The organism is Bacillus paramobilis (assembly GCF_038096195.1).
Lineage (GTDB): Bacteria > Bacillota > Bacilli > Bacillales > Bacillaceae_G > Bacillus_A > Bacillus_A mobilis.
In genome coordinates this window covers 4,613,023-4,625,978 of the sequence record NZ_CP151108.1, presented here as the reverse complement: position 1 = coordinate 4,625,978, position 12,956 = coordinate 4,613,023, and the positions used below count along the sequence as shown (strand labels likewise).

The following is a 12,956-nucleotide window of genomic DNA, read 5'->3' as shown; positions in this document are numbered from 1 at the left end:
TTTAGGGGGCTTTAATATATAATACGAGTAGGATAACGAAAAGGGGATTCAGCATATGTACAAACAAATTATATTAGCATGTGACGGTTCTGAACATGCACTTCGAGCAGCGGAACATGCAACATATATTGCGAAATGTAGTGAAGAAACAAATGTTGAAGTTGTGTACGTAGTAGATAATAGAACGGCAAAATCAGATATTATACAAGGCCAAACAGATTTAGAAACGATATCGGCTAGTCGAAAAGATAAATTAAAAGAGATTGAAGGTTTATTAAAGAAAGAGAACATTTCTTATACAATTACGATATTACATGGTGATCCTGGAGATACGATCGTTCAATATGTAAATACAGGGGATATAGATCTTGTTATAGCTGGAAGTAGAGGATTAAATACACTGCAAGAGATGGTGCTTGGTAGTGTAAGTCATAAAATAGCAAAACGAGTGAAATGCCCGGTGATGATTATAAAATAAATTGAGTGAGATATTCTGTAGTGTAAGCAAGACCTTGATATAATGCGAGGTCTTTTTTGACGTATAAAGGGAGAGAGCTTGGACATACTAGATATATAACTTTAAAGGGAAATTGTTAACTTACAAATTTGTAAGTTAGTTGTTAGTGAAATCGATGTTATGAAAATTATTCCATTGGTAAAATAAACATATCGAAGGGGAGAGAGGGAGGATGAAAAAGATGAAAGCATTTCAAAATTTATCATATAGCCAAGGTGTCGGTCTTATTTGTTTAGGGGGATTTGCTGCATCTGTTACGTTAGCTATTTTAATAAAGATGGTTCATCAAATCTTTTAATTTTAGAGTAGGAAAGGAATTGGTTGTTATTAATAGCAAGAGAAGTATTATAAATAAAAAATAGCTCCTAGCATGTATCTTAGTGCTAGGAGCTATTTTCTTATTTCTCTGTTTCTGCTTTATCGCTTGTTACGCTAACTTTCCCCCACTTGTATTGATCTTCTGGTGTATATTTATAATCTTTTACGCGATTATTTACACCTTTTAAGTCAAATTTATAATGAAGTGGAATTAATGGTACTTCGTCATGAACTAATTTTTGCCATTTATCGTAGACATCTTTACGGTACTTTTCATCAGCAGCTTCTGGAGAAATACCTTGTTTTAATAATTCTGTGTTTTTTTCAGTAGCCCAACGTGGGTAATTGAACGCTGCATCTTTAGCCCAAATACCAGAAGGATCTGGGTCAGATCCAGTTCCCCAAGCTGCCGCGAAAAGATCAACTTTTGGATCATCTTTTTTAATCATATCGTAGAATGAGTTAAATTCATGTAAGCGACCATCAAGAAGCTCTACTTTTAGGCCGATGTCTTTCCAAGATTGAATAAAGAATTTTGCAAGTGGTTCACTTACATCGCTACCACTCATTGATAAGAAATTAGCTTTAAATTCTTTACCATTAGGATCTTCACGGAATCCATCTCCGTTCGTATCTTTATAGCCAGCTTCATCTAATAATTTTTTAGCTTTCTCTATATCTTTATCATAGGCACCAGCTTTATTGTTATGATATTTTGGTAGAGATGGTGGGATTGGTGAGTTAGCCGGATAACGTAGGCCGTGATATAATTTTTCACCAATTTCTTTTCGATCGATAGCATACGCCATTGCTTGACGTACACGAACATCTTTAAATTTCTCCTTATCCATTACTACTTCTTCTTTTTCTTTATCCATATGGCCTAATTTAAAACCGATATAGCTATAGTATAAATCAGTTTTACCGACTAATTGTGCATTTTTTAATGTACTTACATTTGGATACTGATCTGCACTTACTTCAGCAATGTCAATATCACCATTTTTTAAGGACGCGTTAACAACAGAAGGGTTAACAACTTTTAAAACCATACTTTTTAGTTTTGGTTTTCCGCCATAATAATCATCAAAACGTTCAAATTCAACAGCTTCACCTGGCGTGATTTTCTTCACTTTAAAAGGTCCGAAACCAATTGGGTTTTTACGGATTTTATCAGATTCTGCTAATTTATCGATTGGTACATCTCCTAAGTATTTCTTATGAAGAGGGTATGTCCAAAGCCCAGTTTTCACTGAAGGGTTCGGTGTTTTAAACGTAATCGAAATCGTTTTCGGATCCGTTACCTTAATACCTGAAATTTTTTCGGCTTTTCCATTGTGGTAATCTTCCATACCTTCAATCATTTGCATTTGAGTGTCATAGCGAGAACCGGCATATTGTTTGCTACCAATTACAAGATAAGAGTATTCTAAATCTTCAGCAGTAACAGGGTTTCCATCATGCCATTTTACATTATCTTTAATTTTAAGTGTAATTGTCTTTTTATCTTTAGAAATTTCATATGTAGCAGCGCCATCATTCGTGTATTCCCAGTTTTCGTCATTTGATAATAAAGATTCATCGAAAATGGTAATGACTTGGTTATCAGGATCTCCTTCATACACAGCGAAGTTCAAAAGTCCTTCAAATGGTGTGTTAGAAACAAGACCATATGTTAATGAACCATCTTTAACTTCTTTTTTATCATTTTTAACAGATGTACTAAATTTATTTGTATCTACTTTTTTTGTGCTGCTCGTTTTTTCACTACCACCACCACCACTGCCCCCACATGCTGAAAGTAGTAATGTTGAAACTGCAAGTGTACTTAATACTTTGAAAAACTTTGGCTTATTTGTCATTTCGTCCACCCCTTATCCTTTTCTTTGTCTTGCGTCGGCCGAACGGCGTAGCGCTTGACCAATAAAATTTATACACAGCATCAATGTTAAAATCATGACTGATGCGGGTAACCAAATCCACCATTTCTCTTGTAATACATCTGGATTTCTAGCATAACTAACAAGTGTACCAAGGCTTGGTGTACTTTCTGGTAGACCAAATCCTAAGAAGGTTAGACCAGATTCAATACCAATGTTTCCAGCAAGGTTTAATGTAACACTAACGATGATAATGGAACTTAAGTTAGGTAGTACTTGGAAAAGAATGATCTTCCAGTTTGGTGTTCCTAAAGTTTTTGATGCAGAGACATAATCTAGTTCTTTTTCAGTTAATACCTTTGAGCGAATTAATCTGGCCTTTCCTGTCCATAAGAACACGCTCATAATTAAAATGAAAGTAAAAATATTGAATGTAGGAACAAGTGTAATAAATACAATTACAAGCATTAAAAATGGTAAAACCATAACAAAGTCGATAATGCGCATAATGATATTATCAATAGCTCCTCCAAAATACCCGGCAATTAATCCAATTGAAAGGCCAATGAAACAAGAAAGAATAGTAATTGCTAATCCAATTGTAAAGGAGTTACGTGTACCAATAATAAGTTGGCCGAAAATGTCGCGTCCTCCGTAATCTGTTCCTAACCAATGTTCAGCAGAGGGAGGAGCATAAATAGCGAATAAATCAACTCGTACAATATCTTCTTGTTTCATAATAAAAGATGTTGCGTAGACTGCTACTAATAAGATTGCTAGGAAAATAAGTGAAAACATTGCTAATTTATCTTTACGAAGTTCTCGCCACATAATAGAGAAACCAGAAGGGCTTTTTTCGTAATGAATAACTTCAGTTTGTTTTTCAGGGTTTGCTAACATAACGTCATCTCCTTTCTTTAATCAATACGAATACGTGGATCGACGATGCTTAGAATAATATCTGAAAGGAGAGTTCCAAGTAACGTTGCAAATCCAGTAAACATAACGAGTGTAGTTATTACACTAAAATCACGTTGAGAGATAGATTGTATAAATAGTTGTCCAATTCCTGGATAGCTAAAAATACTTTCTAAAAAGATGGCACCGCCAACTAATCCTGTAATTTCATAGCCTAAGAAGGCTGCAATTGGTAAGAATGAATTTCGTAAAATATGTCTAGAATAGATTTTTGATTCTGGAACACCTTTTGCTCTTACTGTACGAACAAAATCTTTATGTTTCGTATCGATAATTTCGCTTCGTAAATATTGAACAGTACCAACTGTTGCGATTAATGCCCCGGATAAAGCTGGTAGTAGCATGTGATTCAATTTGCTTAAATAGTAAGCAAATGTACCTGTTGCAACTTGAGGATCTACGCTACCGCCGGTTGGGAATATTGCAAACTTAAATCCGAATAGGAAGAGCATAACTAGTGCAAATATAAATAGTGGTGTAGCAAAACCTAGATAGTTGTAAAGGGTAATGAGTCGATCAGCCCATGTATCATTCCAACGCCCACTTATAACTCCCAGTGGTATGGCAATTAAATAAGTAAGAATAAGAATGACAAGTGCTAAAGATACTGTATTTCCAAGTCGTTCTCCAATTAAATCGGTTACTTTCATTTTATGTGCATAGGAAATACCAAAGTCACCTTGGGCTGCATTTTTAATCCAGCGAACATATTGTGTTGTAACTGGGTCATTTAATCCAAGCTTTTCTCGCTGTTCTTCAATCACTTTTGGATCCGCTTTTGGATTCATTGCTTTGCCAGTTAAGGCATCGCCTGGCATTGCCTTAGCTAGTAGAAAGACAAGTACACTTAACACGAATAATTGCGGGATCATCACTAAAAATCTCCGTAATATAAACTTCCACATGTTTTATCACTCCCTTATGGTAATGCCACCCGGTGCGTTGGCGAGATTGGTTTTAAATCATAAGCCCGACCGTTTTCATTGAAATAATTTTCGTATGATTTCTCGTATTCAGAGCTTACTTGTTGACGGAGCTTGCGCTGTCTCTCTCTGTTTTCAGGACGAATATCAGGAATTGCAGATATTAGGCGCTTCGTATAAATATGTTGCGGATTACTATAAATTTCTGCACTAGTTGCTTCTTCGACAATGCGTCCGCGATACATAACACCGATACGGTCACACATATGACGAATTACACCTAAATCATGACTAATGAATAAGTATGTTAGTCCGAGCTCAGCTTGTAAATCCTGCAAGAAGTTTAATACTTGTGCCTGTACAGAGACGTCAAGCGCAGATACAGGTTCATCAGCGATAATAAGCTTCGGTTTTAATGTAAGAGCGCGTGCAATACCAATCCGCTGCCTTTGTCCACCGGAAAATTCATGTGGATATTTATAAATTGACTCTGGATTTAGACCAACTTTATCAAGATATTCTTGAACTGCTCTACGTTCTTCATCAGGTGAGAGCTTCTCAAAATTTCGAAGAGGCTCAGCAATAATGTCGAGAACACGTTTCTTCGGATTTAACGATGAATACGGATCTTGGAAAATCATTTGAATATCTTTTCTTTGTTCACGTAGCTCAGAGCGACTTAACTTTGTTAAATCTCTATTATTAAAATGAATGCTACCCTCTGTTGCTTTCGTTAAATGCATAATTGCTTTACCAGTTGTTGATTTGCCACTTCCTGATTCACCAACGATCCCGTATGTTTCACCCGGTTGTAATTCAAAACTTACACCATCGACAGCACGCACGTAATCTAATGTGCGGCCGAAGAAACCACCTTTAATTGGGAAATGCACTTTTAAATCTTCTACTTTAAGCAGTGCCATGAGTTACGTCATCTCCTTTCTTATCTTGGAAGTTGAAATGCTTGTAGCAAGTACAACGCACCCAATGGTCTGGTTTTACTTCATGTAAAATTGGATTTTCCTCGTGCTGATCAGGTCTAATCCATGGAATTCGAGCTTGGAAGCGACAACCTGTGCGAGGAAGCTTCGCTAACGAAGGAACCACCCCTTGAATTACATGCAATTTTTCTTTTTCACCATACGCAGATGGAATGGAGTTTAATAGAGAACGAGTATATGGGTGAAGAGGGTTATTAAAAATCTCTTCAACTTTTCCTGTTTCTACAACTTGTCCGGCGTACATAACGACGATACGATCGGCTGTTTCTGCGACAACACTTAAATCATGAGTAATTAAAATGATGCCCATTTTCGTTTGTTCTTGAATAGATTTTAGTAAGTCTAAAATTTGTGCTTGGATGGTTACGTCAAGAGCCGTTGTTGGCTCATCAGCAATAATGAGTGCCGGGTTACAAGCAATTGCAATTGCGATAACAATTCTTTGTCTCATTCCGCCAGATAATTCGTGTGGGTATTGTTTATATGTAAGTTCTGGTTTTGGAATACCAACTTGATGGAGTAGTTCTAAGGTGCGTTCTTTCTTTTCAACTTTTGAAAGGCTTGTGTGGTAGTCTAAGTTTTCTTCGATTTGTTTTCCAACTGTCATGAGAGGATCAAGTGCTGTAAGAGGTTCTTGGAAAATCATACCGATGTTTGATCCGCGTACTTTGTTCATCTCTGCGGCTGACATAGTTAGTAGATCCTTATCTCTATAGTTAAGCTGCCCTTGTAATTTTGTATTTGCTTCATTATGCAGTCGCATAATAGAAAGGGCAAGTGCACTTTTTCCGCAACCTGATTCACCAACGATCGCGACAATTTCATTTTCATGGACAGTTAACGAAACATCATCTACTGCGGCATGATAGTGATCTTGTATGCGAAAGGAAGTCTGTAAGTTTTCAATGCGAAGAAGTGGATTCTTCATGGCTATCCCTCCATCTTTTCTGAAAAGACTAAATATTTTGTATGTTGTTGTTATTTTAATATAGATTGACAATGTTTGACAAGGAAAAGTTGATAAAATATTCAAAAATCTTTTTATACAAAAAATGAATGTAGTTGTATTAGTAGTTGAAGTAATTTGAAAACGCTAACATATATGTGTGAGGGAAATAAATCTTTTGTAAGAAAAAAGTATTATATGTAGAAAAAAGAGAGGTATTCTGGAAAGAACAGCCTCTCTTTTTTTGATAAGAATAATATTAGTACTTAAGCTTGTTTTTGTTTTGCAGATCCTGTCTTTAAAGTAAGAGCAAGGAAGAACATTGCAAGTACACAAGATACAAGTAATAAGATGAATCCGCCATCCCATCCGAATGCATCTACGATAAAGCCCATAGCTGCGCTAGCAAAAGTAGCTCCACCTAGGTAACCGAAGAACCCAGTTAAACCAGCGGCAGTTCCAGCAGCTTTTTTTGGTGCTAAGTCTAGTGCGTGTAGGCCGATTAACATAACAGGTCCATAAATTAAAAATCCAATTGCGACAAGTGCGATACTATCAACCATTGGATTACCAGGAGGGTTTAGCCAGTAAACAAGAACGGCGATAAATACACCAACCATAAATAAAATACCAGCAGGTGCACGGCGCCCTTTAAATAGTTTATCACTCATCCATCCGCAAAGAAGTGTACCTGGAATACCAGCCCATTCATATAGAGCGTAAGCTGTACGAGAGCTACTATGTGTGAAACTTTTTTCCTCTACTAAATAAGTAGGAGCCCAGTCTACAACGCCGTAACGTACGAAATAAACAAAAACGTTTGCAATAGCGATGTACCATAAAAATTTATTGTTTAGTACGTATGTAAATAAAATTTCTTTTACTGAAAGTTCGCGTTCTCGATCTTTTACTTTTTCATCTGATGGATATTCTCCAGTATGTTCTTCAATAGAAGGTAATCCACAAGATTGAGGTGTATCTCTCATCGTAATTAATACATAAATACCAACTAAAATTGAAAGAATACCTGGGAAGTAAAAAATACTCTTCCAGTCATTTGCGAAGAAGTATAAGCCTAATGTCACAAGAGAAGGCATCAGCGCGCCACCGACATTATGAGCAACGTTCCAAATAGACATTTTTGTACCACGTTCACTAATAGAGAACCAGTGAACCATCGTACGACCACAAGGAGGCCATCCCATACCTTGTACCCACCCATTTAAAAACTGAAGGACAAACATAAGTATAATACTCGTTGTAATGAAAGAAAATGAGCCGAAAATAATATTAATGATACCTGATAAAAATAGCCCAGCTGCTAAAAAGTAGCGAGGATTACAACGGTCGGATACGATACCCATAAGAAATTTACTTAATCCGTAAGCGATAGATACTGCTGAAAGGATAACCCCAAGTTCCCCTTTACTAAAGCCTTGTTCGATTAAGTATGGCATTGCTAGTGAAAAGTTTTTTCGAACAAAGTAGTAACCTGCATAACCGATGAAGATGCCTAAGAATACTTGTAAACGTAATTTACGGTATTCGCTATCAACGCGATCAGCTGGTAAGCGTTCCGCGTGGGGCGCAGGTTTAAATAATTGTGTGAAAAACATAAAATGAAAATCCTCCCCTAATGAATTCGAAATGTTCTAAGTCAGAGAGAATATAAAAAGGCCATGAAATATAAAAAAGTTTCCTTTTTTATGATTCATAGCCGTATACTCCGATTCTCCGTGACTGTCAATATTAACTTCGTCGAAAATTATACAACTTTGTGACAAAAATGTAAACGTTTTTATAAATAAAAAGTGTTGACGGATTTTGTTCGTGGGATTAATATTTAAATACGTTAAATATTTTATTGTTTAAATAAGAGGTGGATAACATGCCAAATGATATGACGCATATCGATAAAATTCAAGCTCTTGCCTTTTCGATTGGAAAGAAAATGCAGACGGAGTTATTAGAACAAATGCAAGCAACAGGACTTACACCACCGCAGTTTTATATTTTAAAGATTTTAGATCATTACGGTGCTTCAAGAGCGACAAAATTAGCGAAAAAGATGTATGTAAAGCCTAGTGCAATTACAGTGATGATTGATCGCCTAATTGACCAAGAGCTTGTAGAACGCTATCACGACAAAGATGATCGCCGTGTTGTCATCATTGAGTTAACAAAAAAGGGGAAAGCTAGAGTAGAAGAGGCAATGACCGCTCGTAATGAGCATATTGCAAAATATTTCTCACATTTAGAGTTACAAGAAAGAGAAGATTTGTTACGCCTCTTTGAGAAGTTAGAAACAATTATTTGCGGGACACAAGAGAAAAAAGAGAATAACTAAGAGGAATTGAGGAGATTACATGGAGCAACAAGAAAACATAAATAGAAAGTTGCTGTTAATCGGTTTAATAATCGCGATGCTATTTGCTGCATTAGATGGAACAATCGTTGGTACAGCAATGCCGCGTATCGTCGGTGAACTAGGCGGATTAAGCTTAATGACATGGTTAACAACAGCTTATATGTTAACATCAACAACAGTTGTACCAATTGCAGGTAAATTAGCGGATTTACTTGGTCGTCGTAATGTATATATAACAGGGCTAGTTATCTTTATGGTTGGCTCAGCGTTATGTGGTATGGCAAATGGTATGACAGAATTAATTATTTTCCGCGGTATTCAAGGTCTTGGTGGCGGTATTATGATGCCAATGGCTATGATTATTATTGGAGATATGTTCACGGGAAAAGAACGTGCGAAATGGCAAGGTATTTTTGGTGCGTTATACGGTCTTGCTTCTGTAATTGGACCACAAGTTGGTGGTTGGATTGTAGACGCAGTGAACTGGAGATGGGTATTCTACATTAACTTACCAGTTGGTATTTTAGCAACAATCTTTATTGCAATGGGATTAAAGTCACATAAACAAACAGGACCGATTAAAATTGATATTGCTGGAATCTTTACGATGATTCTCGGTGTTGTAAGTTTATTACTTGCATTGACGTTTGGCGGGAAAGATTACCCATGGGATTCTTGGCAAATTATCGGGTTATTTGCATTAGCTCTAATTGGTATTGTTAGCTTTATTATCGTTGAAACGAAAGCAGAAGAACCGATTTTACCGATGCATTTCTTTAAAAATCGCACATTTACATTACTGAATGCGATTGGATTCTTTATGAGTATCGGAATGTTCGGTGCGATTATGTTCGTACCATTCTTTATGCAAGGAATTGTAGGAGTAAGCGCTGCTGAATCAGGAACAATCATGACGCCAATGATGATTACTATGATTGTGATGAGTATTATCGGCGGGCAACTTGTATTAAAAGTTGGTGTAAAACCACAAATTATTACAGGAATGCTTATTATGGCTGGTGGTTTCTGGTTATTAACAACGATGGATATGCACACAACTAAATTAACTGCAACTTCTTATATGATGGTTATCGGTTTAGGAATGGGTCTTGTAATGCCAACATTAACATTAGCGTTACAAGAAAGTTTCCCGAAAAAAGACCTTGGTGTTGTAACATCATCAAGTCAGTTCTTCCGTCAAATCGGTGGAACATTTGGTATTACAATTTTAGGATCAATTATGAATAACACTTCAGGTACAACATTAACAAAGAATTTAGTACCTGTATTAGATACATTCCCGAAAGAAGCGGGACAAATGGTAACGAAATTTAAAGATATGATTCATACAGACCCACAAGGTTTATATTCGATGCTATTTAGTCCAGAGGCATTAAAACAAATGCCAGAAGCATTTGCTAATAGTATTGTACCAATCTTGAAAAACTCTTTAGTAGATTCACTTCATACTGTATTCTTAACAGGATTAGTATTTATCGTGGTAGGTGCCATCTTTACGATTTTCTTACAGAAGATTAAGCTATCAGATCGTAAAAAAGGTGCTGAAGAGCCAGCTACAGAGGAAAAAGAACAGACTGTATCATATTCGTAATGAAAAAGCATCGCCTTATGGCGGTGCTTTTTTTGAGTATAACCTTAAAAGCTTTTTCATGAGAAATGATTGACGTATTTCTAGAAATGCGTTATATTATTTTCTGTAAACGGTTACATGGAATGGAGAGGGAAGAGAATGAGTACGATTAAAGACGTTGCGAAATTAGCGGGAGTATCTGTTGCGACCGTTTCCAGAGTGTTAAATAAAAATGGATATGTTCATGAAGATACATTAAAGAAAGTAGAGCGAGCAATTGAGATGCTAGATTATAAACCTAGTACAGTAGCGCGTTCACTGTATAATAAAAAATCTCGTTTAATTGGCTTAGTTGTTCCCAATATCGTGAATCCATTCTTTCCGGAAGTTGCACGTGCCGTAGAAGATGTAGCGCATAAGCAAGGATACACAGTTGTCCTTTGTAACTCTGATGAAAGTTTAGAGAAAGAAAAGCAATATATTGATGTACTTAGGCAAAATAATGTGGATGGATTTATTGTAGCAACAAATCCACAAAATAGTGTTAATTACATGAAGTTGTCTGTTCCAGTTGTTGCAATTGACCGTATGTTTAATGAGCGTATTCCTACTGTATATGCAGATAACTATGCAGGGAGTCAGGCAGCGACAAAGTTATTAATAGATAAAGGCTGTAAACATATTGCACATATTCGCGGACCGCGTGACGTAAGCACCGCTAATGAACGTTTTGAAGGTTTTGTAGACGTTATTACGCAAAATAATCTTTCTTATATGATCGCAGAGAGTACATTTGATCCAGCTAATAGTGAGCGTGTAGCGGTGGAATTATTAGAAAAATACCCACATATTGATGGCATTGTTGCTGGAAATGATTTAATTGCAATAGGTATTGTAAAGGCTGCACTTCAAAAGGGGATTTCTATTCCGGATGATTTACAAATTATCGGATTTGATGGAATTTCTTTAACAGAGATGATGTATCCATCTATTACAACTGTTGCACAGCCAATTTATGAAATGGGGAAAATTGCAACAGAGCTATTGTTAGAGCAAATGGAAGGAAACGTATTAGAGGAGAAACATTATCGATTACCGATTGAAATTATAGAACGAAATACAACGAAGTAAGGAGATGAAATAGATGCCAAATATTGCAGTAGTAGGTAGCATTTCAATGGATTTAGTGGCCGTTTCAAAAAAACGTCCGAAAGCAGGGGAAACAGTAATTGGTGAAGCGTTTCATACAATTCCAGGAGGGAAAGGAGCCAACCAAGCGGTTGCTGCAGCTAGATTAGGTGCAAATGTAGCGATGGTTGGTGCGGTAGGAAACGATAATTATGGAACTGTAGTTAGGAAAAATTTAGAGAACGAACGTGTTTTTATCGACTATGTGGTACCGGTTACAGATGCAGCGACAGGAATTGCTCATATCGTTTTAGCGGAAGAGGATAACAGTATTGTTGTCGTGCAAGGAGCGAATGCTCTTGTAAATGAGTCGGTTGTAAATCGTTCAAAAGATCTTCTTATAAAAGCAGATATGGTTGTTCTTCAACTAGAGATTCCACTTGAAACAGTAAAATATGTATTGGCCATTTGTGAGGAACACAAAATCCCGGTTATGTTAAATCCAGCGCCAGCACAAGTGTTATCAGAAGATATTTTAGAAAAGGCAACTTATATTACGCCAAATGAACATGAGTGCCGCATCGTATTAGATGATTTCACATCACCAATTGAAGATTTACTAGCTAAATATCCCAAAAAACTATTGATGACAGAAGGTTCTAACGGTGTTCGTTTCCATAATGGTACGGAGATTGTACATGTTCCTAGCATTGCTGTTGATGTAGTAGATACGACTGGAGCTGGTGATACATTTAACGGGGCATTAGCAGTTGCACTTTCTGAAGGAGAAGCACTTCAAAAAGCAATTCGTTTTGCGAATATTGCTGGTGGTCTCTCTGTAACGAAGCTTGGGGCGCAAGGTGGTATGCCAACGAGAGATAAAGTACGTGAAGTGCAGGTGATCGTCGGATGAAAAAGCACGGTGTATTAAACAGTGAGATTGCATCAGTCCTTGCTTCACTTGGGCATACAGATATAATTGTAATCGCAGACTGCGGGTTACCAATTCCCGACGGAGTAAAACGAATTGATTTAGCAGTTGAGATTGGAAAACCTAGCTTTTTAGACGTATTGCAAGTGGTAGCCGATGATATGGCAATTGAAAAAGTGACGTTAGCAGAAGAAGTCATTAACAATAATGTGGAAGTAAATAAAGAGATTGAGCTGAAAATAATAGAGCCAGCATTTGAATATGTATCTCATGAACAATTTAAAGAGCATACGAAGAAAGCGAAGGCGATTATTCGTACAGGAGAGGCTACTCCTTATGCCAATGTAATTTTACATGCAGGCGTGATTTTTTAAT

13 protein-coding genes are annotated in these 12,956 nt (G+C 36.7%); 7 read left to right on the top strand and 6 right to left on the bottom strand.

All coding sequences use genetic code 11. The features are described 5' to 3' along the window. Positions 1 to 55 precede the first annotated feature (55 nt). Both AABL52_RS23780 and AABL52_RS23775 read left to right on the top strand, forming a co-directional pair. A complete protein-coding gene (locus tag AABL52_RS23780) occupies positions 56 to 478 on the top strand; it encodes a universal stress protein (protein WP_000277998.1) in 423 nt (140 codons plus the stop codon). A 211-nt stretch (positions 479 to 689) separates the two neighbouring features. Beyond that, a complete protein-coding gene (locus AABL52_RS23775) occupies positions 690 to 815 on the top strand; it encodes a DUF4027 family protein (RefSeq protein ID WP_000738294.1) in 126 nt (41 codons plus the stop codon). Positions 816 to 915: 100 nt separating this feature from the next. Here AABL52_RS23775 and opp4A read toward each other — a convergent pair whose 3' ends face one another. The 6 genes from opp4A to glpT form a co-directional block, all read right to left on the bottom strand. Further along, positions 916 to 2,697: an oligopeptide ABC transporter substrate-binding protein gene (gene opp4A / locus AABL52_RS23770; protein ID WP_341518560.1), complete on the bottom strand. Its 1,782-nt coding sequence runs from the start codon at positions 2,695 to 2,697 to the stop codon at positions 916 to 918. A gap of 12 nt (positions 2,698 to 2,709) precedes the next feature. Next, positions 2,710 to 3,615 carry an ABC transporter permease gene (locus AABL52_RS23765; RefSeq protein WP_000880735.1) on the bottom strand — a complete coding sequence of 302 codons (906 nt, stop codon included), beginning with the start codon at positions 3,613 to 3,615 and terminating at the stop codon, positions 2,710 to 2,712. 17 nt (positions 3,616 to 3,632) lie between these two features. Continuing rightward, positions 3,633 to 4,598, bottom strand: coding sequence for an oligopeptide ABC transporter permease (gene opp4B / locus AABL52_RS23760; protein WP_033655978.1), 966 nt, complete (start codon positions 4,596 to 4,598; stop codon positions 3,633 to 3,635). Positions 4,599 to 4,612: 14 nt separating this feature from the next. Beyond that, entirely contained in the window at positions 4,613 to 5,539 is a 927-nt protein-coding gene (locus tag AABL52_RS23755; RefSeq protein WP_001196373.1) for an ABC transporter ATP-binding protein, read from the bottom strand. Then, positions 5,526 to 6,545 (bottom strand): ABC transporter ATP-binding protein, encoded by a 1,020-nt coding sequence (locus tag AABL52_RS23750; protein ID WP_000795364.1) that lies wholly within the window; start codon positions 6,543 to 6,545, stop codon positions 5,526 to 5,528. Before AABL52_RS23750 ends, AABL52_RS23755 begins: the two co-directional genes overlap by 14 nt. A 284-nt stretch (positions 6,546 to 6,829) precedes the next feature. Continuing rightward, positions 6,830 to 8,179, bottom strand: coding sequence for a glycerol-3-phosphate transporter (gene glpT, locus AABL52_RS23745; protein ID WP_088321540.1), 1,350 nt, complete (start codon positions 8,177 to 8,179; stop codon positions 6,830 to 6,832). Positions 8,180 to 8,451: 272 nt separating this feature from the next. Here glpT and AABL52_RS23740 point away from each other — a divergent pair, with 272 nt between their 5' ends. The 5 genes from AABL52_RS23740 to rbsD all read left to right on the top strand — a co-directional run bounded on the left by AABL52_RS23740 (position 8,452) and on the right by rbsD (position 12,955). Then, positions 8,452 to 8,910 (top strand): MarR family winged helix-turn-helix transcriptional regulator, encoded by a 459-nt coding sequence (locus tag AABL52_RS23740; RefSeq protein WP_001132358.1) that lies wholly within the window; start codon positions 8,452 to 8,454, stop codon positions 8,908 to 8,910. A 19-nt stretch (positions 8,911 to 8,929) separates the two neighbouring features. Further along, the gene (locus AABL52_RS23735; RefSeq protein WP_097845731.1) at positions 8,930 to 10,543 is read left to right on the top strand and encodes an MDR family MFS transporter; all 1,614 of its coding nucleotides are present in this window, start codon (positions 8,930 to 8,932) and stop codon (positions 10,541 to 10,543) included. Positions 10,544 to 10,681: 138 nt separating this feature from the next. Continuing rightward, positions 10,682 to 11,653 (top strand): ribose operon transcriptional repressor RbsR, encoded by a 972-nt coding sequence (gene rbsR, locus AABL52_RS23730; RefSeq protein WP_341518559.1) that lies wholly within the window; start codon positions 10,682 to 10,684, stop codon positions 11,651 to 11,653. Between the two features lie 13 nt (positions 11,654 to 11,666). Beyond that, positions 11,667 to 12,563, top strand: a complete 897-nt coding sequence (gene rbsK / locus AABL52_RS23725; RefSeq protein ID WP_341518558.1) for a ribokinase — start codon at positions 11,667 to 11,669, stop codon at positions 12,561 to 12,563. Next, complete coding sequence (gene rbsD, locus AABL52_RS23720; protein ID WP_341518557.1) at positions 12,560 to 12,955, top strand: D-ribose pyranase; 396 nt, start codon at positions 12,560 to 12,562, stop codon at positions 12,953 to 12,955. The genes rbsK and rbsD overlap by 4 nt, the downstream gene beginning before the upstream one ends. Position 12,956: the final 1 nt, after the last annotated feature.